Origin of the sequence: Pseudomonas putida, from assembly GCF_003228315.1 — a bacterium.
Taxonomy (GTDB): Bacteria; Pseudomonadota; Gammaproteobacteria; order Pseudomonadales; family Pseudomonadaceae; genus Aquipseudomonas; species Aquipseudomonas putida_S.
The window spans coordinates 1,282,410-1,303,949 of record NZ_CP029693.1 but is presented as its reverse complement, the minus strand read 5'-3'; the positions used below and the strand labels follow the sequence as shown (position 1 = coordinate 1,303,949).

Sequence of the window (21,540 nt, the reverse complement as noted above, 5' to 3'; positions counted from 1 at the left end):
GTAAACAGGGGATTTACGGTTATGAGTCGAACAGATCTGTTGCCGGACGCTGGTCCGGTCCTTCCATTGCGCCAGGCGATCTATCGCGCCGGTCGTGACTACAAGGGCGGAATCACCGCCCTTGCCTTTGACATGGTGTTGGACAACGACACCCTTCAGAAAAAACTCAAACTCGATGAAGAGCGCCGCTGGCTGAATCCTGATGAGCTGGAAGAGCTCATTCGGTTGACGGGCGATGCGCGCTTGCTCGATGCGCTGATGCGTCCTGCAGGGGCCGTCTGGTATCGCCCGGTGCCGGTGCCGGCCACGCGCGATGCGTTGAAAGCCGTCGGAAAGTTGCTCGGCGAGACAGGGGAGTTTGTGGCTGCCATGCATGACGGCGCAGCTGACAACGTTTGGGAGCTTCACGAAGTCCTCGAACTGGAAAAACAGGGCATGGACGTTATTCGCGAAATCCTCGGCATCATGGCTGGTGCCCGTCAGGCGATGGAGGACCGTGTCAATGGATGACATTGATCGTGCCAACGAACAGGCGCAGTACCTGCTCGACGTTGCGCTTCAACGCAGTCGTCGTGCGTCATCAAGGCGCATCAGCGCAGAGTTTTGCGATGATTGCGGTGGCGACATCCCGTTGCTTCGACAGCAGGCTATTGTGGGTTGCCAAACCTGCGTCGACTGTCAGGGGTTACGGGAGGCTCGGCGATGAGTGAACAGGCAAAAGGAATCGCCATCGCCGAATGGGCAAAGCGTTACATCAACACCTTCGATCTTGCCCTGGTCTCCATTGAGCCAGGTGAGAAAGCCCCCAAGGGGCTGGGGTGGAACAAGCCTGGCGGCTACATCACCGATGCTGCTGATGCTGAAGCATTCTGGCAACGAAACCCCAACCATAACCTTGGCGTCGTGCTCGGGCCGAGCCGTGTCTGCTCGTTGGACGTCGACGACGTTCAGTGGACGCGGCATGTGTTGTATGAGTTGTTGGGTGTTGATCTGGACGCCATGGCACTGGTGTACCCAACAATTGTCGGTAACCCTGCGCGCTTCCGGGTGGTCTTCAAGTTGCCGGAGGGCGTTGAGCTGACCCGGCATTCGCTTTCATGGCCGAATGAAAAAGACCCTGACGGCTCGATTCACAGGGTTTTGATGGATCAGGCCAAGGTCGCGAAAGAGCAGGGTGATGCTGCCGGGGAAGCCGCCGCGCGTGCGGAGGCCGAAGAGTACAAGCGTTTCACGGTGTTTGAGTTGCGTGCAGGCCTTGTACAGGATGTTTTCCCGCCTTCGATCCACCCGGGCACAGGCAAACCTTATATCTGGAGAACGCCGCCGAATGCAGCAGACGGGTTGCCTACGCTGACCATCGACTTGCTGAACATCTGGCAAAACTGGGACATCTTCAAGCGTGATGCCGAAGCGGCATGCCCGTGGGCGATCAAGCCAGCCACTCCGCCGGCGAAGGTCAAGAATCGTCCGACACCTACTTCAGGTAAGCGTCCATCGGTGATTGATGAGTTCAATCGTTGCCACGACGTGGCGGAGCTGCTTCGTGCTCATGGGTATATCAAGCGGGGTAGCAAGTGGCTTTACCCGCAGAGCAGTACCGGGCTACCGGGCGTGACGATCAGTGACGAAGGCAAGGTCTACTCGCACCACGGTGCCGATCCGTTGGCGAACGGACATCAGAATGATGCCTTCGAGGTGTTCTGTTTGCTCGAGCACAGCGGTGATCAGTCGAAGGCAGTGAAGGACGCTGCGCGTATGTTGGGTATGCAGCATTCGTCACGGCCGGATCCGCGTGATCTTCCCCCGACCCCTTCTGGTGACATGCCCGAGCCGAGCCGAGCCGACGACGCCGTCAGCGAGGCCGCTCCGGCTCCTAATGGGGGGGCGGGGGAGGTGTTGGCCCTTGATCACGTGCTGCGCCGTTTTGCTTTGGTGGAAGGCACTACCCATGTGTGGGATTTCGACCAATCGCGGATGATGAAAAAGTCTGCGTTCGAAGCCCGTGTCGGCAAACCTCTGGCGAAGCAGTGGCTGGAAGACACCGAGCGGCGCAAGTTGATTGCTGAAGATCATGTGCGTGACATCGAGCAGGCGCGGCGGATGTCGGGCAAAAAGGGTAGTGCCTTGGGCATGCCGCCGACCGAGCGTTATGTGTACATCGATGGCACTAAAGACGTTTGGGATCGGGAGAAAAAGCGCCGCGTGGCTGAGGGTGCGGTGAAGATGGCCCTGGGTGACGCCTATGCGTTGTGGTTGAACAGTAGCGAGCGGCGCACGGTGGACGTGGACCATATCGTGTTTGACCCGACGATGACCAAGGATCCGGCGGTGTACATCAATACCTTCGATGGCTTGCCATTGGAGCCGGTGCGCGATGACGACGCCTGCGCGAACCTGCGGTGGCTGATTTCGTTCCTGTGTAACCACGATGAAAATGCAACGCTTTGGCTGACTCGTTGGCTGGCCTATCCGCTCCAACATTTGGGCGCCAAGATGGATACCGCGGTGCTGATGCATTCCAGCATGGAGGGATCGGGCAAGAGCCTGTTTTTCGCGGATACCTTGGGCCAGCTTTACGGCCAGTATGCGGCGACAGTTGGTCAGACCCAGTTGGAAAGCAATTTCAACGCTTGGCAAAGCCGCAAGTTGTGGGCGGTGTTCGAAGAGGTTGTGAGCCGCGATCAGCGTTACAACCAGGTGGGCAAGATCAAGCACCTAGTCACGGGCAAAACGGTGCGGATGGAATCCAAGTTCATCAATGGTTGGGAAGAGGCCAACCACATGAATGCTGTGTTCCTGAGTAACGAAATTCTGCCTTGGCCCATCAGTGACAGTGATCGCCGAATGCTGGTGGTGTGGCCCATGGAGACGTTGTCGGTTGATCGCCAGAAAGCCATTGGTAAGGAGTTGGGGCAGGGTGGTGTTGCCGCCTTGTATGGCTGGCTGTTGTCGGTTGACCTGGATGACTTCAACCAGCGGACACGCCCGCCATCCACGGATGCGCGTGAACGGTTGGTGGCGTTGAGTCGGGCCGGCTGGCAGACATTCTTGCATCTGTGGCAGACGAGTGAGCTAGGAAACGGGTTGTGGGGGCCATGCCTGTCGACCGATCTATACGCACTGTTCCTGGAGTGGTGTCAGCGAAACAAAGAGCATACGATGAGCCAGACGAAATTCTCCTTGTTCATCAGTTCGGCAGTGGAGAAGACCAGGTCCATTCCATGGACTGAGGGTAGTAATCGTCGTTTCGGGGCTTTTTTCGTTCCCGATCATCCTGACGCTTCCCTGCTCCCATCACTGAAGGCGGCCGAGCTGGGGAGTACGGTTTCGTTCTGGCGCGCCAAGGCAAAGCTTGCAGGTTGGAATGTGGACGGCTGGGATCACCTCAAGGGGATCGCAGCATGAATTCACCAAGCTTTGTGTTGGGTGTGTTGGGTATGTGTTGGGTTACTTTCGACAACTCAACACAGGTTCGAGCCAGTAATTTCAAGGGTTATAGAGAGGTGTGTCGGGTGTGTTGGGTTTACACCCGCGCGCACGCGTGCGCGCGCATTTTTCTAACTCTCCTTGGCTCTCACGGCAATAGAAAAAATCTCCATGCGAGGGCTGAAAAACCCAACAAACCCAACACACTCAACACACTTAGATTGAAGGTATTGATTTTAAAGAGATTTATTTGTGTTGGGTTTGTGTTGGGTTGTGGGTTTTCTGTGTTGGGTTCGTTTTTTCAGGGGGAAGGGCGATGATCGGGGCAATGGAAGAACTGTTGAAGCACTGGGGTGAGCAATGCCGACTGAACGGCGAGAGCGGTGGCATGGGCAGTCCGATGGCGACCATCATGGAGTGGGGTGGGTCGGCACCGCGCGGCACGCCGGGATCGCGCATCATCCTGGGTGCAGGGGCTGGGCCTGATGCGATTGCGCAGCAGGTCGCGGCAGCTCTATCGGAGATCGGGCGGCAGGATGAACAGGGAGATCGATTGATGCGGTTGGCTGGTTTGCGTTACGGCGATGATCCGGCGCCGACGTGGTTGATGCAGCTGCATTTGCTGGGGTTCGAGTCGAAGGCGAAACAGACTTACTACGACCAGGTACATCGCCTGCATGAGCGGCTGCTGGTGGTGCTGGCCGAGCGTGCCGATGCCCGTCAGTGGCTGACCGCTGGTCGGGGCGTTTTACCTCAAAGTCTCCTTAAAGTTGCGTCAAAGTTGCGTCGAGTTGGATAACCGAAAATGCCCCCTTTTCGGTTCCGTACTCAGGGGGTAAAAAGTCACCACGATATGAAATTTGCGCCTTGGCGCTGACCTCGCACGTGCTGTGCAGCTTCACCCGGCCTCCCTGAGCCGGTCACCTAACCCCGCTTCGGCGGGGTTTTTATTTTCGGCCCGATGGGTGTCTGCAAGGAGAATCAGCATGAGCGAGCCGGCAACTGTTGTCGTCGCCGGTGGTGTGGGATTGGCAGCTACTGGCCTGCTGGCGGGCGTGGATATGCTCGCAGTGATCGGCGCGCTGGCTGGCTCGCTGGTCTTCTTCACCACGACCGAGGAATTGCCAGTATGGAAGCGGGTGCTGTTCCTGCTCGTGTCTTTCGTGATGGGTTATATGTTCGCCCCTGGCATGGCCGAGGTTGAGTTGTTCGGTGTCAGGCCTTTCAAGTTCACCGGGCCGGCGGCGTTCGGTGCTTCGGTTGTGGTTGTCACCGTTGCACTGGCCGTCATCAAGCGGCGCGGCCTCATTGCTGATCAGCAAGGGAGGCAGGATGGATAGTCAACTGGTGCCACAGGTTCTGACTCAGGCGACGTTCTGGTTGTGCGTGGCGCTGTTCGTTCGGTTGTTTACGTTTCGCCGACGCGGTGCCCGGTTCCGCCGGAGCATGAGTTGTCTTGCATGGCTGGTGATGGTTGCGGCTGGTTCGGTGGTTGTGTACATCGGCAAGGGCCAGCTGGTGATGCCGCACAACTCATGGCCGTTGGTGATCATCCTTTCGGTGTTTGTTGGGTCGGTCTGCAAGAGTGCGGGCAACCTGGCGCGCGTATGGAAGATGGGGTGATGGACAAGATGTCTGATGATCGGCGCGGCAGCAGCACGGCACGGGGATACGGGTACAAGTGGCAGAAGTCACGCGATGGTCACCTTCGCGAATACCCGTATTGTTCTATGTGTTCGACTGATCAGCGTCCGGTGGCAGCGACCATCGTCGACCACAAGATCGCCCCGAAGCTGAAGGACGCCAAGGACAGTGGTGATCCGGTTCGTATCAAGGCTGCGTGGAAGTTGTTCTGGAATCCGAAGAACTGGGCGAGCCTGTGCAAGTTCTGTCACGACTCCACCAAACAGCGGATGGAGAAGAGCGGTCGGCTCCCTGGCTGCAATGCAGACGGCAGACCGACTGACCCGGGCCACCACTGGAACCGGTGATCAGCGCCCTCCGGTGCACAAAAAAATGGCACCCCTGAGGGTAGGGGGGGTGAAAAACTTCTTTCGGACTTCGTTCTAGACCGCTCGCCCCCCTCTTTACGCAAAACCGGGAAAAATGAGGGAGGGGGGGTATCAACAGGCAGGGGTATTTATGGCTGGAAATGGAAATTCGGGTCGCCCGCCAGTCGCGCCGGCACTCCAACTGCTGCAAGGCAACCGTAGCAAAAAAAATGTCGCCGACCTGCTCAGCGAAGTGAAGGCGCCGGCTGTTCCAGTTGCTGCACCGCCCATGCCGGACGTGCTGTCCGCCGATGCTGTTACAGAGTGGGAAAGGTTGGTACCCGCGTTGATTTCGCTGGGCCTCGTTTCCGAACTGGACTCCATGGCGCTGGCAACCTACTGCCAGGCCACGGCTGACTGGCGTCGCTACCAGCGCCTGATCACAAAGCGAAACGCTGACTCCGACGACGAATTGGGCGGCGATATCCAGACTTTCAAGACAGGTGCCCAGCAGATGCACGTTCTCCGGCAGTTGGCGAACGACGCGGAGAAGCGCGCCAACGCCGCCGGCGCCCAGTTCGGCATGTCGCCGATATCCCGGCGCAACCTGAAAACGGCACCGCCGCCGCAAGGTGAGCTATTCCCCAATGAGCAAAGAGCAGCCGCAGACCAATACTTCAACTGATGATCGTGTCACCAGCTTTGCCCATGCCGTACTCGCCGGTGAAATCATCGCCGGTCCCAACGTTCGCAACGCCTGCAAGCGGCACCTGCGCGACCTCGAAGAAGGCCCCGCGCGCGGATTGATCTGGGATCTGACGCAGGCGAACCGCGCTATCGGCTTTTTCGAGGACGTGCTTTGCCTCAATGGCGGCGATTACGAGGGAATGCCTTTCCTGCTTGCGCCCTGGCAGGCGTTCGTTGTCGGCAGCCTGTTTGGCTGGATGTCACATGGCGGGTACCGCCGCTTCAACTTCGGCTACATCGAGACCGGAAAGGGTTCGGGGAAAAGCCCGCTGGTCGCCGGGATTGGCCTATACGGACTGGTTGCGGACGGCGAGCAGCGGGCTGAAGTCTATGCCGCTGCGACCAAACGTGATCAGGCCATGATTCTGTTTCGCGATGCCGTCGCGATGGTCGACATGTCGCCCAACCTCTGTTCGCGGCTGGTGCAGTCGGGTCGCGACGAGAAGGTTTGGAACCTCTTCTATCCCAAGACCAATTCCTTCTTCCGGCCAATCAGCGCCGACGAAGGCAAGTCAGGCCCGCGTCCGCACCTGGGCTTGCTCGACGAGCTCCACGAACATAAAACCGCCAGCACCGTGAACATGATGCGCGCCGGTACCAAAAACCGGCGCAAGGCGATGGTGGTCGCGATCACCAACAGCGGCTCGGACAAGAAGACGGTCTGTGGTCAGTACCACGACCTGGGCGTGCGCATCTGCGCCGGGATCGAAGACGACGACAGCTTCTTCGCGTTCATCTGCTCGCTGGATGAAGGTGATGATCCATTCGAAGACGAAGCCTGCTGGGCAAAAGTGAACCCATCGCTGGACTTCATTGCTGAAGGTCAGAGCGACGGCATCCCGGGCCGCCAGTACCTGCGCAAGCAAGTGAAATCGGCTCGCGGTCTGCCGGCGCAAGAGTCGGTGGTACGCCGCCTCAACTTCTGCGAATGGACCCAGGCGGACGCACCGTGGATTTCTTGGGCCGTCTGGAAACAGGCGGAGGAACGTGTGCCGATGCGTCTGTTGCGCAATCGACGCTGTGTGGCTGGGCTCGACCTTGCCAGCACCACGGACCTGACCGCACTGGTGCTGCTGTTCTGGCCAGTACCCCACGATCCGCACTGGCGCCTGCTGCCGTATTTCTGGATTCCGGACGATGACCTGGAGGGCCGCGAAGCTCGGGACAAAGTGCCCTACGCAATGTGGATCAAGAGCCGTTTCCTTGAAACCACGCCCGGTCGTGCGATTAGCAAGCTGCATGTGCTGCGCCGGCTGGTCACGATCTGTGCTTACTTCGACGTGGAACGGATCGCCTACGACCGGTGGCGCGTCGAGGACCTGCTGCAACTGATGTCCGAATACGACATCACTCTGCCGGAGATGGTGGGCTTCGGCCAAGGCTTCAAGGACATGGGGCCAGCGGTGGATGAGTTCGAGCGTCGCCTGCTGGGCTTGAGCCCGGAGGATGAAGACGTGATCGATCTCGATCCGGCAGAGTTCACTCTGGTCGAAAGCGAGACGGTCGAAACCCTACGCCACGATGGCAACCCGGTCATGACCTGGTGTGCTGGCAACGCCGTGATCGTTTCCGATCCTGCCAACAACCGGAAGGCGGACAAAGCCAAGGCCACCGGCCGTATCGACGGCATTGTCGCTTCCATCATGGCCACCGGTATCAGCGGCAAAGCCGCGGGGCCGAGTGGCAAATCCATCTACGACGACGGGGTCGGAATATGAAACTAGCCCTCTTGGCCTGGCTGGCCGGCCTGCTGGGCTTCGGCCTGCTGGTCGCTGGCGTGGCAATGATCAATGCACCGGCCGCCTACATTGTTGCTGGTCTCGGTTTGCTGGCGTGGTCATTCCTCGCTGATCGGGCATCCGCAGCATTGAAAGCCCAATCCAAACCCCAAGGAGGTTGAGCATGTTCTTTTCAAGCGTGCTCGGCGAAGGGCGGGGCAACCTGACCGAAATGGGCAGCGGCTTCTGGCGCGGGCTGATCGGAAGCGGTCGAAACAGCACCGGCGTCAAGGTCACTCCCGAGTCTGCGTTTGGCCTGCCAATCCTGCAAAACTGCGTGACCTTGTTGGCTGAGACAATGGGGCAGTTACCCTGCGAGTTGTTTCGGCGGATGGAAAAAGGCCAGCGAGAAGCCGCTATTAACCATCCTGCTTACGACGTGCTCCGGTACCAGCCGAACGGTTTTCAGACGCCGTACGAATACCGTGAGTGTGTTCAGGGCGCCGCTGGATTGAGGGGTAACGGCTACAGCTTCATTGATCGCCGGGATGATGGAAACATCACCGCCCTCTGGCCCTTGAGCAACGACAAAGTGCAGGTGCTGAAGGGCGGCGACATGTTGCCGTATTACCGGGTTGGTGGAGGTGAGGCTCTGCCAATGCGCATGATCCACCATGTCCGCTGGCACAGCTCCAACCATTACGTCGGACTATCGCCCATTGAGGTGCACGCCGACTCACTCGGCCTGGCTCAGGCAGTGAGGCAGTACACCGGCAAGAGCTTCGCAAACGGAGTGACCGTCTCTGGTGTCATCGAGCGGCCGCGCGAAGCGCCGGCGATCAAGGATCAAGGCAGCATCGACAAAATCGTCGATCAGTGGGGCCAGAAATTCGGTGGCATGGACAACGCCAAAAAAGTCGCGTTGCTGCAAGAGGGCATGACCTTCAAGCCGGTCTCCATGAACAACGTCGATGCCGAAGTGCTGGGGATCCTCAAAACCACCGGCACCGACATTGCCCGGATTTACAAAATCCCGCTGCCCATGGTCAATGACCTGGAGAAATCCAACTACAACACCCTTGAGCAACTGATGATTCAGTTCGTGGTGTTTGCATTGTTGCCCTGGGTCAAGCGCCACGAACAGTCGATGATGCGCGACTTCCTGCTGCCGGCGGACCGGCGCAATTACTTCATCGAGTTCAACCTGTCCGGCTTACTGCGCGGCGACCAGAAGAGTCGTTACGAAGCCTATGCGATCGGGCGGCAGTGGGGCTGGCTGAGTGTCAACGACATCCGACGCTTGGAGAACATGCCTCCGGTACCAGGCGGTGATATCTACCTGCAACCACTCAACATGGTGGACGCAGGCAAGGGCGGCGCCGATTTGACCAACCCCAACGTGCGAGCGCAGCTCGAAATGCAGCACGCTGAAATAGAGAGGATTCTGGCGCAATGAAAAACTACCTGCGAGCCTCCAGCCTGCTGTTCAATCAGCCGCTGCTGGTAATGCCTGACATGTTGGATCTCGGCGTTCGCTGGGCCAACCAAGCAATGAGTTTGAACATCGTCAACATCGGCGCCCGGGAGGGTGCAGCGTTGTGGGCGGATGATGGTATGGACCGTATCGCTCAGCGTGAAGAAGAACGCCGTACGGCGATCGCCCGAACGGGCATCGAGGTCATTCCGGTCAGTGGCGTGTTGGTCAGTCGTGGCAGCCACATGAACATGTGCGAAACCATGACCAGCTACGAAGAGCTGCGTACCAAGATCAGCAATGCGATTGCCGATCCGATGGTCGAGCGGGTGGTGCTGGACATCGACAGCCCGGGCGGTTCTGCGGTGGGCGCATTTGAGTTGGCCGCTGACATCCGTGCCTTGGCCCAGCAAAAGCCGATCACCGGCATCGTCAACTTCATGGCCTACAGCGGCGGTTATCTGATCGGTTCGGCCTGTAGCGAATTGGTGGTGAGCCAGACCAGTGGCGTCGGATCAATTGGCGTTATCGCAAGCCACATGGACCGTTCCAAGATGGAAGAGGGCATGGGCGTCAAGGTCACTACGGTATTTGCCGGGGCTCACAAAAACGACCTCAGCCCGCATGAGCCACTGAGCGACCAGTCCCTCAAGTACCTGAATGACGTGGTGCAGGAAAGCTACCAGTTGTTCGTCAACGCGGTGGCCGAGTACCGCGGGCTATCCGTACAGCAGGTAATGGCCACCGAGGCTGGTTTGTTTCGGGGGCAGGCGGGTATTGCCGCAGGTCTCGCCGATCGGCTACAGAGCCCGCAACAGGCCGTTGATGAGTTGTCCCACTCCATCGCGTTAAGTCGCGCCAACAGGCAGACCGGCCGCATTGCCGTCCGCGCCGCCGCCCTGAATTTTCAATCTCAGATCTGACCGCGTTCGCGGCAGTCACCAAGCCCGCCCCGTGCGGGCTTTTTTATGCCCAGGAGGCACCATGTCCCTTGTACTTCAAATGCGTAGCGAGCGCGCCCAGCTGGTTACCCAGGTCCAGGCGTTGGCCCAGATCGAGGCGGGTGGGGGAAGCCTCACGGTCGAGCAGCTGGCGCAGTTCACCCAGCTGGAAACCCAGATCAACGAATTGACCGCAAAAATCACGCGAGCCGAGACGGCGGAACGCATTGCTGCAGCTTCGGCAGTGCCGGTCGACGAGAGCGCTCAAGGCAACAACAGCCCGCCAACCCGTGTGACCACTCACAGCGAACCGACCAAGCCTGGTGTGGCGATGGCGCAGATGGTTCGGTTGATGGTTCAGGCAGGCGGCAATCAGCAGGTTGCTGCTGAAATGGCGAAGACGGGCGGGTACGGTGCCGATGTGCACATGGCGCTGTCCACCGTGACCGCCGGCGCCGGCGGTGTGTTGGTACCTGAAAACTTCAGTACCAGTGTGATCGAATCGCTGCGACCGAAGTCGGTTGTTCGAAAAATGGGCGCGATCAGTCTTCCGCTCAACAATGGCAACCTGACCATGCCGCGCGTGCTCGGTAATACCCAGGTTACCTATTTGGGGACTGAGCAAGACATCTCGATCACCGAAATGCAGTTCGCTGATCTCAAGCTTTCCGCGAAGAAGGCTGCCGCGATCGTTCCAATCTCCAACGATCTGCTCGCTTATTCCGGCGTAAATCCCCGCATTGACGCTCAGGTCAGCAGCGACCTAGCGGTCAGCATGGGTCTTTCCGAGGATCTGCATTTCATTCGCGGCGCCGGTACCGGTTCGCTGCCCAAAGGCCTGCGCTACTGGGCACTGGCCGGCAACGTGCTCGGTGCACCGGCAGGCTCAACCCTCGCCATAGTAGATCTGTACCTGGGCAGCATGATGCTGCGCCTCGAAGCGGCGAACGTGGAACTGGATGGCTGCGGCTGGATCATGGCGCCGCGCACCATCCGCTGGCTGCAATCGCTGCGCGACGGTAACGGCAACAAGGCCTACCCGGAAATTGATTCCGGCATGCTCAAGGGCTACCCGGTGGCGCTCACCACCCAGGTTCCGACCAACCTCGGTGTCGGTGGTAACGAGTCCGAAATCTACTTCGTGAACTTCGCTGACTGCTTCATCGGTGAGGACACCACGTTGGCTATCGCTATCAGCACCGAGGCCTCTTACAAGGACGGAGCGGGTAACACCGTCAGCGCGTTCCAGCGTGACCAGACGTTGATTCGTGTGATCAGCAAACACGATTTCGGCCCGCGTCACGTCGAGTCGATTTCCGTTGGTACCGCCATCACTTGGGGCGCCGGAATGTAATCCTCTGGCCCCGCCACCCGGTGGGGCTAACCAATTGAGCAGGTAGCAAAATGAGCGATAAGAAAATCGTCACCTTCAAAAAGGAGTGGCGCGGTTACGCCATTGGGGAGACTGCGGGCTTCAATGATGAGGTCGCCGGCGCACTAATCGAGTCCGGTCTTGCCAGGCCGTATGTAGCTCTGACAGATACCGAGAAATCTACGGTAGCGCCTGCTGGAAAAAAAGGTGCAGCAAAGAAAGCTGGAAAGCCCGTCGAGCCCACTGCATCAGTTGACCCAATCGATCCGATTGATCCTGTCGACCCAGTGGCTTCAGTCGATCCAGTTGATCCAGAAGAACTCGACGAGAAGCCATAAGCCATGGCCCGTCGAATCGAGTACTTCGGTGAGCCGGTTCTGACCCTGGCACAGGTGGCTTTCCAGTGTCGGGTCGAACCGGAAGACATGGAGCCGGAGCTAATTGAGCAAATCATCATTCCCGGTGTGACTTCTCAGTGCGAATCGAAGACGGGCGCGGCCTTGCGGGGCGCGACTTACGAAGAGGACTGGCCAGTCTCGTTTGCGTCCGGGCATGCGTTGGACATCGGGCAGGCCAGTGAAATTGTGTCGATCATGTTGCAGCAGGCCGACGGCACCTGGGCTGCTGAGTCAGCGCCGTTCGAGTTGCAGCAGGGACCGCGGGAAAGCTTTCTGCATTTCCATGGTGCCCGACCTACTGGTCCATTGCGTATCCGCTACAAGGCCGGGCTCGATCTCGATCTATACCCTGGCGTTCGCAACTGGCTGTTGATGGCAGCAGCAACGATTTACCGTCACCCGGAAATGTTCATGGTGGGGCAGTCGCTGGCTGAGTTGCCATCAACGTTCCTCGATCATCTGGTAGCAGATATCACCGTCCCTCCGAGGTTCTGACCATGGCCATGCGCGAACCAAGCGCCGGTGAGCTGGATCGACGTATCACTCTGAGATTGCGCACGGATGTGCCTGCCCCAAATCAGGGGCTCGATTCTTTGTTCACCGAAGAGAAAAAACGGTGGGCCAAGATAGAGCCCGTCGGTACCGCTGTTTACGCGCACGGCGTTCAGACCGATGTGCGAATTACCCATCGGGTGACTTTCTACTTCCTGAAGGGCATGAGCGAGGCTCACGAAGTTGTCCTCGGCTCCACGGTTTACCGAGTGCGGCGAGTTGCAGACATGAATGGCAAGCGCCGCTTTACATTGCTTGAGGTTGAAGAGCTCGGCCCTCAGCAGGCAGGGGGAGGCATCTATGGCTAACTCAGCATCAGTCGAAAGTTACCTGCACGTCGAAGGGTTCGACAATTTCGATAGGGAGGCATTCGACAAGCGCAAGATTAGGGCAGGTATGCGCAAGGCCGGCTTGCTTGTTACCCAGCGAGCTCAAATGAACCTGGTGCTGGGGAAAGGGCAAGATGGTTACCCTGTCAATCGCACCGGCGAAACCGTGCAGTCGATCAAGTTCAAGGTGTCCCGATCAGGCTTCTTGGTCAAGATTTCCCCGACGCTTACTCCTGAAATGGGTGAGTTCTATCCGGCCTATCTGCACTACGGCGTGAAGCAGGGACGCCGGCCGGGCAAGTTGGCACCCGGAAAAGGCAAAGGTAGAAAAAACCGTCGAGCTGCTGGTGCGCGAGCCCGGCTCGTCGCCGAACGAGCCGCTGGTGAGTGGCGCATCAAGCCCCGCGATAACTACATGATCGACGCTCTGCAGGATTCGTCGTCACAGGTTGAATCCATTCTTTCCGCTGCATTCGCCGCTGCTCTGAACTGACACTGCATCAACGGAACCCCATATGAAACTGAACCCCATCGTTGCCCATCTGCGGCTGACGTGCCCTACCTTTGCCGGTCGCGTGGCGGGTGGCATTGATTGGGACGCCGTAGTCGAGAGCGCACAGCTTTCACTGCCAGCGGCCTATGTGATCGCCACGGCTGATGCTGCTGGTCCGAACAAAATCCAGACCGGTGTGCGCCAAGACATTACCGACCAGTTCAACGTGGTGATTGTCCTCGATGCCTCGGATGAGCGCGGCCAGGCGGACAACGACCTGCTGCACGACATTCGGGCCGAAATCTGGCGGGCGTTGGTGGGATGGGTGCCCGGCCCGGAGTACGAGCCCATCGAGTACGGAAAAGGGGCGTTGCTGCACATCAGCCGTGCCCGGGTGGTTTACCAGTTCACCTTCGTTTCGGAATTCCAGCTCGGTCGCAGTCGTCCGGATGAGCCCCCCGAAACCTGGCACGAATGGGATCTGGATGGTTTGCCGGCTTTCACCGGCGCAAACATCAACATGGACTGCATCGATCCCGCAGATCCAAACCTGAAACGACCCGGCCCGGACGGGCGCATCGAAGTTGCATTCACTGGAGACGTAACACCATGACCAAGCGCATCACTGTGGTGCCGGTTGAAGGCCGGGCCGTGCCCGATCCGGAAGCTGGCGACCTTTTGCCTGTTGAAGGCCGAGAAGTCCCCGACAACGCTTGGTGGCGCCGACGCCAAGAAGACGGGGACGTGACGCTCAAGGCTGACAAGTCCCAATCCACCAAGGCCGGCGCCGCGGCGAAAAATGAGGAAGCGCAATAATGGCTATCGGATTCAGCAACATTCCGGCCGATGTCCGCGTGCCGCTGTTCTATGCGGAGATGGACAATTCGGCTGCCAATAGCGCGGCCTCGGCGTTGCGCCGGCTGATCGTTGCTCAGGTGAACGACGCTTCGGTTGCCCCGGAGGTGGGCAGTCTGGTGCTGGTCTCCAGCCTGGCGATCGCCAAGGCCATCGGTGGCCAAGGTTCGATGCTGGCCGCCATGTATGACACTTGGCGCAAGACCGACCCGGTGGGCGAAATCTGGTGCCTGCCATTACGTAATGCAACGGGCGCGGCGGCGACGGCAACTGTCACGATCACGGGTACTGCGACGGAAACCGGTCTGATCAATCTGTACGTAGGTGGTGTTCGCGTCCAGGCATCGGTCGCCAGCGCGGCAACACCGACGCAGGTGGCGTCAGCGCTGGCGGTGAAGATCAACGCCATGCCCGATCTGCCGCTGACGGCGTTGGCCGCTGCCGGTGTCGTGACCCTGACCTGCAAGTGGAAGGGTGACAGCGGTACCGACATCAGCCTGCTGATGAACCGGCTGGGCAAAAGTAACGGAGAGCAAACACCGGCAGGCCTGTCGGTAGCTCTGACCCAGATGACTGGCGGTACCGGTGTGCCGGATCAGGTAGCCGCGTTGGCTGCTCTGGGCGATGAGCCGTTCGAGTTCATCTGCCAGCCGTGGACAGACACCACTTCGTTGGATGCCTGGAAAGGTGCCATGGATGACAATGTTGGCCGCTGGAGCTGGGCCAAGCAATTGTTCGGTCATGTGTACAGCGCCAAGCGCGGTACCGTCGGAACGCTGGTAGCAGCCGGCCAGGCACGCAACGATCAGCACATGACCATCCAGGCGGTAGAGGCCGGGGTGCCGCAACCGGTCTGGATTCAAGCAGCGGCGCTCGCCGCACGCTCGGCGGTGTTCCTCTCGGCTGATGCCAGTCGGCCGACGCAAAGCGGCAGCATGCCAGGTCTCGACCCAGCCCCGGCCAGCGGGCGGTTCACCTTGACTGAGCGTCAATCGTTGCTCAGCTACGGTATCGCCACGGCGTACTACGAAGGCGGGTATGTGCGGATTCAGCGCTCGATCACGACCTATCAGAAGAACGCCTATGGCCAGGCGGATAACTCGTACCTGGACAGCGAGACGATGCATCAGTCGGCGTTCATCATCCGGCGCATGCAGAGCGTCATCACCAGCAAGTATGGGCGGCACAAGCTGGCCAGCGACGGCACAAGGTTCGGCGCCGGCCAACCCATCGTCACGCCGAGCACCATCCGCGGCGAGCTGATTGCGCAGTACGCCAAGCTCGAATCGGAAGGTCATGTGGAAAACGCCGACCTCTTTGCCGAGCACTTGGTGGTGGAGCGCGACAGCAACGATCCGAGTCGGGTCAACGTGCTGTTCCCGCCGGACTACATCAACGGCCTGCGCATCTTCGCGCTGCTCAACCAGTTCCGCCTGCAATACGACGCCGTGGCGTAACGCTGACCGACTTCACCAAGCCCGCCCCGAGCGGGCTTTTTCATTCTGGAGATTCAGACCATGGGCAAAAAAGTTGCGGGCACGGCCTACATCAAGGTGGACGGCATGCAGTTGACCGTCACCGGTGGGGCGGAGGCGCCGTTGATGGATGTGAAGCGAGAGACCGTCTACCCGGGCTTCTACAAGGAAGAAGCGTTGACTCCCTTCCTGAAGATGACGGCGCTTCATGATCCCGACCTTCAACTCAAAAAGCTGACCGAAGGCAAGGACATGACGGTCACCTGCGAATTCAGCAACGGCAAGGTTTACGTGCTGTCGGGCGCGTACCTGGTGGATGAGCCGACGTCGAAAGGTGATGACGGCACCCTGGAACTTCAATTCGACGGCATCAAAGGGGTTTGGCAATGAGCAATATCGTACAGCTTCAGGTGGCCATCGAGGCCCACGGTGAGCCGCTGACCGAGCTCAATCTGCGCCGGCCTACCGTGCAGGAAGTACGGACCATCAAGGCGCTGCCGTACAAGATCGACAAAAACGAAGAGGTCAGCCTTGACATGGATGTCACCGCGAAGTACATCGCGGTCTGCACCGGTATCCCGCCTTCGTCCGTCAACCAGTTGGATCTCGCTGACTTGAACACTTTGAGTTGGGCGATTGCCAGTTTTTTCATGAGTGCGGCGTCGGCTCCATCGCCGACCTGATTGCAGTCGCCTATGACCTGGCCTGGTTCTGGAAGGTTGATCCCGAACAGATGATGGCCAGGCCGCTGGATGTGCTCACGGAAAGCCTTGAGCACGCCGAACGCATCAATCAACTTCAGCAGGTGCCGTGATGGGAGATAAGTTCCAGCTCAAGGCGTTGATCACCGGCGTCGACAAGCTGTCGCCGAAACTCGCCGGCATCCGCAAGAACATCGCGGGATTCAAGAAAGGTCTCGAAAAAACCGGGCTCGGCAAAATCAGCTTCGGAGATGTCTTGGCCGGTGGTGCCATGGCGGCCCCGTTTGTTGCCGGTGCGGCCGCCGCGATCGATTTCGAATCACAGATGGCGGACGTGCGTAAGGTCGTCAACTTCGACAAGCCCGAACAGTTCAAGGAGATGGGCGACGACATCGGGCGCATGTCCGAACGCCTGCCCATGGCCGCGGGTGATATCGCCAAGATTGTCGCCGCCGGGGGGCAGTCGGGGATTGCTCGCGAAGAGCTGCTGGGATTCGCTGAGGCTGCTGTGAAGATGGGCATCGCCTTTGACCAGTCTGCCGAGGAAAGCGGCGACATGATGGCCAAGTGGCGTACGTCTTTCAAAATGACTCAGACCGATGTCGTGGGCCTAGCTGACAAGATCAACTATCTCGGCAACACGGGGCCTGCGAACACCAAGCAGATTTCGGACATCGTGACTCGCATCGGCCCGCTGGGTGCGATCGCTGGCCTTGCATCGGGCCAGATCGCGGCACTGGGCGCGACAATGGCCGGGGTGGGCATCGAACAGGAAGTGGCCGCCACCGGCATCAAAAACTTCATGCTGGCCCTGACCAAGGGCAGCGCGGCCACGAAAGGCCAGCAGCAGGCCTTCAAGGCGCTTCGGCTGGATTCGAAAGCAGTGGCGGCGGGCATGCAGAAAGATGCTCAGGGCACTTTGCTGGATGTACTAACCCGAGTCAGTAAGGTGAAGGCGGAAAAGCAGGCTGGGCTGCTGACGACGTTGTTCGGTAGTGAGTCGGTGGGAGCCATTGCGCCGTTGCTGACGAACCTGGATCTGCTCAGGAGCAACCTGCAGAAGGTTACCGATCAGCAGGAATACGGCGGCTCAATGGACAAGGAGTATCAGTCCAGAGCTGCCACCACGGCGAACAACCTTCAATTGCTGCGTAATTCAGCAGCAAGCGTTGCGCGAGCCATAGGTGCCGCGCTTTTGCCGGCAATCAACACGGTATCCACCGCGCTCCAGCCCATGGTGTCGAGGATTGCGCAGGTGATCGAAGCGAATCCCGGCCTGGTTCGAGGTCTGGGTATCGCCGGCGCAGCCTTCACTGCAATCCGGGTTGGTGTGCTCGCAGCAACCGTCGCAGTTCGCTTGCTCGGCGTGGCTTTCGCTGCAACGCCGATCGGGATTGCCGCGCTGGCGATCGCTGCGGCGGCGGGGCTGATCGCGGCCAACTGGTCGGCTTTGGCACCGTACTTCCAAGTGTTATGGGAAAAAATCAGAGGTCCGGCCGCAATCCTGTGGGGCTGGCTTCAAAAGGCCTTTGCCTGGTCGCCGATCGGCCTGGTGATGGAGAACTGGGGGCCATTGACCGAGTTGTTCAAGGCGCTATGGGATGTGCTGGTGGCGGTCTCTACTCCGGTCATGGACTTTCTCGGGCGGATGTTTGACTGGTCTCCACTGGGATTGATCGTCAAAAACTGGGAGCCCATCACCGCTTGGTTTCAGAGCCTGTGGGAAAAACTGAAGCCAATCATTGAGCCGATCATGAAGTACTTCGGCGGCGGGGAGGGTGGCGACGGCATCATCAAAACTGCCACCAACAAAGCCAACGAGTTCGCCGAAGAGCAGCGTCAGCGCAACGCCGGTGCCGGTGGCGGGGATGGGGCGTTGTTGCAGGCCGGTGCGGTCGATAACGCGCAGCGTCGTCAGCAAATGATGAACGGCGCTGCGGGAATTCCGAGTACTCAACAACTTCTGAGCCGACCGAACATCGCTGCTCAATCGGGCGGCTTGCTCCAGCAGTCGGCGGCCAATCAGGCGCAGAAGGTCAATGGTGAAATCAACGTCAACATCAAAGGGGCGCCGCCGGGCAGCACTGTTGAAACCGCGAAAACCAATCAGCCCGGGCTGAGCATCAAGCCTAGCGTGGGTACCCGAACTATCGGTGTGATGAGGCCTAATCAATGACAGGGACATGGCGTGATCAGTTGTTACCGGCCTCGTTTCGGGGAGTCAGCTTTTTGATTCCCCAGACATCGGTTCCGGTCGGCATGAAGGGCCAGTTGCACGAATTCCCGCAGCGTGACAATCCATACTTCGAGCAGTTGGGAAAGCAATCCCAGGTGCACAAGATGACGGGGTGGGTCATCGGCGACGACTGTTTCGAACGTCGAGACAAGTTGATCGAGGCGCTGAACAAACCGGGCGGTGGCGAGCTGGTCCATCCCTGGCTCGGCCGGTTACAGGTCAAGGCCGGTGAATGTGAGGTCTCGCATGACCTCATGGGCGGCGGGATGGTCAGCTTTGATCTGACGTTCTATCCGGATGAGCCGCTGAAAACACCGGCGGCCAGGGTCAACACCCAGGCTCAGGTCGCCAACTCGTCTGAAAGCCTGCTGACTTCGTCGCTCAATCGGTATGAAACCGGCATGGCGAAAGTGAATAAAGCCCGGCTCGGCCTGCTGCAAATGCGCAATAGCCTGTCGAACGTGTTCTCCGTGATACAGCAACACTTCGCGCCATTTGCCAGCGTATTCAGCGACTCGACCGGTTTTGCACAGTCGTTGATGAACTCGCCGAGTGGGCTGTCGTCGCTGTTTTCCAGTTACTTCAGCAGCTTCACCGGCTTCGATTTCTTCAAGTCCAGTTCCGGTGGAGGATCGAATGCCGGTTCGGGTTACCGCGCCGCCGTCGCCGAAGTCACGCAACAGACCGAGGCGGCCAGCAGCATCAACACAGTCAGTCCCGTTGGTGGAGCCAACACTGTTGCGGCGTCGCAGGCGACGGCGAACCTGGTGCAGGACGCTGTGCTCGTACAGATCGGACTGATCGTTAGCGAAATGCCGGTGGCTACGCAGCCGGAGCCGATTGGATCGACTGCACCCGTCGAGCAACAGGCGTTACAACCGGTGATCCGTCCGGAGGTGCCGGTGGCTGATGACGTGATCGATCTTCGGGACTCGCTCAATGAAGTCATACACGAAGCATCGCTGAAAGCGGATCCTCAACACTTCGTGGTGCTGAACACCTTCCGCCAAAACGTGATGAAACACCTGACCGCAGTCGCGCAGTCCGGTGTGCGCCTGGTGGATATCACGCCGGCAGAAACCCTTCCCGCGCTGGTGCTGGCCTATCGACGTTTCGGCGATGCCACGCGGTCCACCGAGGTTGTACAACGCAACCGAATCCGTCACCCCGGCTTTGTTCCAGCGACACCCATCAAAATCGCGCAGAGGTAACCATGTCTGACGAGCAAAACGCTGTCAGCCTCACGGTTGATGGCATGGATTACTTCGGCTGGAAATCGGTGGAAATCACCGCTGGGCTTGAGGATCAGGCCCGCTCGTTCAACGTGTCGTTGACCTGGAAGTGGCCGGGTCAGGTTCAAAATGTACCGATCCGGCAGGGTGACAAGTGCCAGGTGCGCATCGGCAATGACCTGGTGCTGACCGCCTGGGTGTTCGCCACACCGGTCAACTACGACGACAAGCAAATTACCAAGTCCATCAGCGGGCGATCGCTGACGGCTGATCTGGTCGACTGTGCGGCGACCAACAGGCCCGGGCAATGGAACAACCAGTCAGTGTTGTCGATCGTCAAGGCACTGGCAGCGCCTTACGGCGTCGCGGTCAACAGCGAGATTCCCGAGGGTGGCAAGCTGTCCGACCACACCATTGAACCGGGTGAAACAGTGTTTGCTTCAACGGATCGCCTGCTGACCTTGTTCCGGGTGTTCTCCACCGATGACGCGCGTGGTGCGGCGGTGCTGGCCAGCCCCGGGAGTGCAGGGCGTACGTTCGATGCGATCGAAGTCGGAAAGAACGTCAAGTCAGGGGATGCGCCGCTCGACTTCTCCGGCGTGTTTTCCGAATACCAGGTGTTGGGGCAGAAGAGCGGTACCGATGAAGAATACGGCGCCGATGTCGCCGAAGTGTCTGCCACCGTGACGGACGATCGCACTGCGCGAAAGCGCGTGCTGATAATTCAAGAGTCCGGCCAGGTGACCAACGAACTGGCGCAAGCCCGGGCGAACTGGGAGCGCGGCAGCCGGATGGGCAAAGCGCTTTCTGTCACCTATACGGTGCAGGGGTGGCGTCAATCCAACGGCCAGCTCTGGCGGCACAACATGATTACCCGGGTCATCGATCCCATCATCGGTATGGACCGGGACATGCTGATCTCGCGCATCACCTACAGCTTGAGCGAGCAGGGGATGGTCACCAAGCTGGAAGTCGGTCCTCCCGAAAGTTTCGAGCCGGAGCCGCAGGATCCGCACAGTCATCGCAAGCTGAAGAAGGGCGGCAAGGGCGACAACTTCGAATACCTCATTCCCGCAGATTACGAGCCGAAAAAATGAACCTTAAAAGCATGCTGGCTCGCGGCACAGTGGTGCTCGCCGATGCCGCCAAAAAACTTCAGACCTTACAGGTACGCCTCACGGCAGGAGAACTCAAGGACGGCGCCGAACATTTCGAACCCTACGGTCTGACCAGCAACCCCTTGCCCGGGGCAGAGGTGCTGACAGCGTTTCTCGGTGGTGACCGCTCGCATGCGGTCGTGCTGGTCGCTTCCGATCGCCGCTATCGAATCAAGGAGCTGAAGCCCGGTGAGGTGGCCATCTATTCCGATGAAGGTGACCGGGTGCACTTCAAGCGCGGACGGATCATCGACGTCCTGACCGACACTTTGAACATCAAGGCCACCACAGCGGTGAACTTCGATACGCCGGTGATTACCCAGACCGGCAAGATTGTTTCTACAGGTGATCAGGTCGCGGGCGGTATCAGCCAGATTGGGCATGTCCACGGCAATGTCCAGGTGGGCAGCGGGCAGAGCGGTGCACCCGTTGCAGGAGGCTGA

The 21,540-nt window shown here is 59.2% G+C and carries 27 protein-coding genes; all 27 read left to right on the top strand.

From position 1 onward, the window contains the following. Positions 1-21 precede the first annotated feature (21 nt). On the top strand, positions 22-510 hold the full coding sequence (locus DKY63_RS05770) for a phage regulatory CII family protein (protein WP_110963214.1): 489 nt from the start codon (positions 22-24) through the stop codon (positions 508-510). Continuing rightward, positions 503-706 carry a TraR/DksA C4-type zinc finger protein gene (locus DKY63_RS05765; protein WP_110963213.1) on the top strand — a complete coding sequence of 68 codons (204 nt, stop codon included), beginning with the start codon at positions 503-505 and terminating at the stop codon, positions 704-706. The genes DKY63_RS05770 and DKY63_RS05765 overlap by 8 nt, the downstream gene beginning before the upstream one ends. Further along, positions 703-3,405, top strand: a complete 2,703-nt coding sequence (locus DKY63_RS05760) for a DUF5906 domain-containing protein (RefSeq protein ID WP_110963212.1) — start codon at positions 703-705, stop codon at positions 3,403-3,405. Before DKY63_RS05765 ends, DKY63_RS05760 begins: the two co-directional genes overlap by 4 nt. A 349-nt stretch (positions 3,406-3,754) precedes the next feature. Beyond that, entirely contained in the window at positions 3,755-4,225 is a 471-nt protein-coding gene (locus DKY63_RS05755; protein WP_239499380.1) for a hypothetical protein, read from the top strand. A gap of 187 nt (positions 4,226-4,412) precedes the next feature. Further along, positions 4,413-4,766, top strand: coding sequence for a putative holin (locus DKY63_RS05750; protein ID WP_110963210.1), 354 nt, complete (start codon positions 4,413-4,415; stop codon positions 4,764-4,766). Beyond that, positions 4,759-5,049, top strand: a complete 291-nt coding sequence (locus tag DKY63_RS05745; RefSeq protein ID WP_110963209.1) for a phage holin family protein — start codon at positions 4,759-4,761, stop codon at positions 5,047-5,049. The genes DKY63_RS05750 and DKY63_RS05745 overlap by 8 nt, the downstream gene beginning before the upstream one ends. A gap of 107 nt (positions 5,050-5,156) precedes the next feature. Further along, positions 5,157-5,417 carry an HNH endonuclease gene (locus DKY63_RS05740; protein ID WP_239499379.1) on the top strand — a complete coding sequence of 87 codons (261 nt, stop codon included), beginning with the start codon at positions 5,157-5,159 and terminating at the stop codon, positions 5,415-5,417. 151 nt (positions 5,418-5,568) lie between these two features. Continuing rightward, positions 5,569-6,102: a phage terminase small subunit P27 family gene (locus tag DKY63_RS05735; RefSeq protein ID WP_110963208.1), complete on the top strand. Its 534-nt coding sequence runs from the start codon at positions 5,569-5,571 to the stop codon at positions 6,100-6,102. Beyond that, positions 6,065-7,882 carry a terminase large subunit gene (locus tag DKY63_RS05730; protein ID WP_110963207.1) on the top strand — a complete coding sequence of 606 codons (1,818 nt, stop codon included), beginning with the start codon at positions 6,065-6,067 and terminating at the stop codon, positions 7,880-7,882. The genes DKY63_RS05735 and DKY63_RS05730 overlap by 38 nt, the downstream gene beginning before the upstream one ends. Continuing rightward, on the top strand, positions 7,879-8,064 hold the full coding sequence (locus DKY63_RS05725) for a hypothetical protein (protein ID WP_110963206.1): 186 nt from the start codon (positions 7,879-7,881) through the stop codon (positions 8,062-8,064). The genes DKY63_RS05730 and DKY63_RS05725 overlap by 4 nt, the downstream gene beginning before the upstream one ends. Before the next feature lie 2 nt (positions 8,065-8,066). Next, a complete protein-coding gene (locus DKY63_RS05720) occupies positions 8,067-9,338 on the top strand; it encodes a phage portal protein (protein WP_110963205.1) in 1,272 nt (423 codons plus the stop codon). Beyond that, positions 9,335-10,279, top strand: a complete 945-nt coding sequence (locus DKY63_RS05715) for a S49 family peptidase (RefSeq protein ID WP_110963204.1) — start codon at positions 9,335-9,337, stop codon at positions 10,277-10,279. The genes DKY63_RS05720 and DKY63_RS05715 overlap by 4 nt, the downstream gene beginning before the upstream one ends. Positions 10,280-10,340: 61 nt before the next feature. Next, the gene (locus tag DKY63_RS05710) at positions 10,341-11,651 is read left to right on the top strand and encodes a phage major capsid protein (protein WP_110963203.1); all 1,311 of its coding nucleotides are present in this window, start codon (positions 10,341-10,343) and stop codon (positions 11,649-11,651) included. A 50-nt stretch (positions 11,652-11,701) separates the two neighbouring features. Beyond that, positions 11,702-12,007 (top strand): hypothetical protein, encoded by a 306-nt coding sequence (locus tag DKY63_RS32615; protein ID WP_110963202.1) that lies wholly within the window; start codon positions 11,702-11,704, stop codon positions 12,005-12,007. A 3-nt stretch (positions 12,008-12,010) separates the two neighbouring features. Beyond that, complete coding sequence (locus DKY63_RS05700; RefSeq protein WP_110963201.1) at positions 12,011-12,562, top strand: hypothetical protein; 552 nt, start codon at positions 12,011-12,013, stop codon at positions 12,560-12,562. A gap of 2 nt (positions 12,563-12,564) precedes the next feature. After that, positions 12,565-12,927, top strand: a complete 363-nt coding sequence (locus DKY63_RS05695) for a phage head closure protein (protein ID WP_110963200.1) — start codon at positions 12,565-12,567, stop codon at positions 12,925-12,927. After that, on the top strand, positions 12,920-13,441 hold the full coding sequence (locus DKY63_RS05690; protein WP_110963199.1) for a hypothetical protein: 522 nt from the start codon (positions 12,920-12,922) through the stop codon (positions 13,439-13,441). Before DKY63_RS05695 ends, DKY63_RS05690 begins: the two co-directional genes overlap by 8 nt. Positions 13,442-13,463: 22 nt before the next feature. Further along, on the top strand, positions 13,464-14,054 hold the full coding sequence (locus tag DKY63_RS05685) for a phage tail terminator protein (protein ID WP_110963198.1): 591 nt from the start codon (positions 13,464-13,466) through the stop codon (positions 14,052-14,054). Further along, on the top strand, positions 14,051-14,257 hold the full coding sequence (locus DKY63_RS05680; RefSeq protein ID WP_110963197.1) for a DUF2635 domain-containing protein: 207 nt from the start codon (positions 14,051-14,053) through the stop codon (positions 14,255-14,257). The genes DKY63_RS05685 and DKY63_RS05680 overlap by 4 nt, the downstream gene beginning before the upstream one ends. After that, entirely contained in the window at positions 14,257-15,753 is a 1,497-nt protein-coding gene (locus DKY63_RS05675) for a phage tail sheath subtilisin-like domain-containing protein (protein ID WP_110963196.1), read from the top strand. Before DKY63_RS05680 ends, DKY63_RS05675 begins: the two co-directional genes overlap by 1 nt. Positions 15,754-15,813: 60 nt before the next feature. Beyond that, entirely contained in the window at positions 15,814-16,161 is a 348-nt protein-coding gene (locus DKY63_RS05670) for a phage tail tube protein (RefSeq protein ID WP_110963195.1), read from the top strand. After that, complete coding sequence (locus DKY63_RS05665; protein ID WP_110963194.1) at positions 16,158-16,454, top strand: phage tail assembly protein; 297 nt, start codon at positions 16,158-16,160, stop codon at positions 16,452-16,454. Before DKY63_RS05670 ends, DKY63_RS05665 begins: the two co-directional genes overlap by 4 nt. Beyond that, entirely contained in the window at positions 16,400-16,585 is a 186-nt protein-coding gene (locus tag DKY63_RS05660) for a hypothetical protein (protein ID WP_110963193.1), read from the top strand. The genes DKY63_RS05665 and DKY63_RS05660 overlap by 55 nt, the downstream gene beginning before the upstream one ends. Continuing rightward, complete coding sequence (locus DKY63_RS05655) at positions 16,585-18,648, top strand: phage tail tape measure protein (protein ID WP_110963192.1); 2,064 nt, start codon at positions 16,585-16,587, stop codon at positions 18,646-18,648. The genes DKY63_RS05660 and DKY63_RS05655 overlap by 1 nt, the downstream gene beginning before the upstream one ends. After that, on the top strand, positions 18,645-19,919 hold the full coding sequence (locus tag DKY63_RS05650; RefSeq protein WP_110963191.1) for a DNA circularization protein: 1,275 nt from the start codon (positions 18,645-18,647) through the stop codon (positions 19,917-19,919). The genes DKY63_RS05655 and DKY63_RS05650 overlap by 4 nt, the downstream gene beginning before the upstream one ends. A 2-nt stretch (positions 19,920-19,921) precedes the next feature. Then, positions 19,922-21,037, top strand: coding sequence for a phage baseplate assembly protein (locus tag DKY63_RS05645; protein ID WP_110963190.1), 1,116 nt, complete (start codon positions 19,922-19,924; stop codon positions 21,035-21,037). Beyond that, positions 21,034-21,540: a phage baseplate assembly protein V gene (locus DKY63_RS05640; protein WP_110963189.1), complete on the top strand. Its 507-nt coding sequence runs from the start codon at positions 21,034-21,036 to the stop codon at positions 21,538-21,540. The genes DKY63_RS05645 and DKY63_RS05640 overlap by 4 nt, the downstream gene beginning before the upstream one ends.

What these genes read in the sequence shown, in the direction of transcription:
- DKY63_RS05770 (WP_110963214.1), top strand. Translation starts at nt 22, where the DNA reads ATGAGTCGAACAGATCTGTTGCCGGACGCTGGTCCGGTCCTTCCATTG.
- DKY63_RS05765 (WP_110963213.1), top strand. Translation starts at nt 503, where the DNA reads ATGGATGACATTGATCGTGCCAACGAACAGGCGCAGTACCTGCTCGAC.
- DKY63_RS05760 (WP_110963212.1), top strand. Translation starts at nt 703, where the DNA reads ATGAGTGAACAGGCAAAAGGAATCGCCATCGCCGAATGGGCAAAGCGT.
- DKY63_RS05755 (WP_239499380.1), top strand. Translation starts at nt 3,755, where the DNA reads ATGGAAGAACTGTTGAAGCACTGGGGTGAGCAATGCCGACTGAACGGC.
- DKY63_RS05750 (WP_110963210.1), top strand. Translation starts at nt 4,413, where the DNA reads ATGAGCGAGCCGGCAACTGTTGTCGTCGCCGGTGGTGTGGGATTGGCA.
- DKY63_RS05745 (WP_110963209.1), top strand. Translation starts at nt 4,759, where the DNA reads ATGGATAGTCAACTGGTGCCACAGGTTCTGACTCAGGCGACGTTCTGG.
- DKY63_RS05740 (WP_239499379.1), top strand. Translation starts at nt 5,157, where the DNA reads ATGTGTTCGACTGATCAGCGTCCGGTGGCAGCGACCATCGTCGACCAC.
- DKY63_RS05735 (WP_110963208.1), top strand. Translation starts at nt 5,569, where the DNA reads ATGGCTGGAAATGGAAATTCGGGTCGCCCGCCAGTCGCGCCGGCACTC.
- DKY63_RS05730 (WP_110963207.1), top strand. Translation starts at nt 6,065, where the DNA reads ATGAGCAAAGAGCAGCCGCAGACCAATACTTCAACTGATGATCGTGTC.
- DKY63_RS05725 (WP_110963206.1), top strand. Translation starts at nt 7,879, where the DNA reads ATGAAACTAGCCCTCTTGGCCTGGCTGGCCGGCCTGCTGGGCTTCGGC.
- DKY63_RS05720 (WP_110963205.1), top strand. Translation starts at nt 8,067, where the DNA reads ATGTTCTTTTCAAGCGTGCTCGGCGAAGGGCGGGGCAACCTGACCGAA.
- DKY63_RS05715 (WP_110963204.1), top strand. Translation starts at nt 9,335, where the DNA reads ATGAAAAACTACCTGCGAGCCTCCAGCCTGCTGTTCAATCAGCCGCTG.
- DKY63_RS05710 (WP_110963203.1), top strand. Translation starts at nt 10,341, where the DNA reads ATGTCCCTTGTACTTCAAATGCGTAGCGAGCGCGCCCAGCTGGTTACC.
- DKY63_RS32615 (WP_110963202.1), top strand. Translation starts at nt 11,702, where the DNA reads ATGAGCGATAAGAAAATCGTCACCTTCAAAAAGGAGTGGCGCGGTTAC.
- DKY63_RS05700 (WP_110963201.1), top strand. Translation starts at nt 12,011, where the DNA reads ATGGCCCGTCGAATCGAGTACTTCGGTGAGCCGGTTCTGACCCTGGCA.
- DKY63_RS05695 (WP_110963200.1), top strand. Translation starts at nt 12,565, where the DNA reads ATGGCCATGCGCGAACCAAGCGCCGGTGAGCTGGATCGACGTATCACT.
- DKY63_RS05690 (WP_110963199.1), top strand. Translation starts at nt 12,920, where the DNA reads ATGGCTAACTCAGCATCAGTCGAAAGTTACCTGCACGTCGAAGGGTTC.
- DKY63_RS05685 (WP_110963198.1), top strand. Translation starts at nt 13,464, where the DNA reads ATGAAACTGAACCCCATCGTTGCCCATCTGCGGCTGACGTGCCCTACC.
- DKY63_RS05680 (WP_110963197.1), top strand. Translation starts at nt 14,051, where the DNA reads ATGACCAAGCGCATCACTGTGGTGCCGGTTGAAGGCCGGGCCGTGCCC.
- DKY63_RS05675 (WP_110963196.1), top strand. Translation starts at nt 14,257, where the DNA reads ATGGCTATCGGATTCAGCAACATTCCGGCCGATGTCCGCGTGCCGCTG.
- DKY63_RS05670 (WP_110963195.1), top strand. Translation starts at nt 15,814, where the DNA reads ATGGGCAAAAAAGTTGCGGGCACGGCCTACATCAAGGTGGACGGCATG.
- DKY63_RS05665 (WP_110963194.1), top strand. Translation starts at nt 16,158, where the DNA reads ATGAGCAATATCGTACAGCTTCAGGTGGCCATCGAGGCCCACGGTGAG.
- DKY63_RS05655 (WP_110963192.1), top strand. Translation starts at nt 16,585, where the DNA reads ATGGGAGATAAGTTCCAGCTCAAGGCGTTGATCACCGGCGTCGACAAG.
- DKY63_RS05650 (WP_110963191.1), top strand. Translation starts at nt 18,645, where the DNA reads ATGACAGGGACATGGCGTGATCAGTTGTTACCGGCCTCGTTTCGGGGA.
- DKY63_RS05645 (WP_110963190.1), top strand. Translation starts at nt 19,922, where the DNA reads ATGTCTGACGAGCAAAACGCTGTCAGCCTCACGGTTGATGGCATGGAT.
- DKY63_RS05640 (WP_110963189.1), top strand. Translation starts at nt 21,034, where the DNA reads ATGAACCTTAAAAGCATGCTGGCTCGCGGCACAGTGGTGCTCGCCGAT.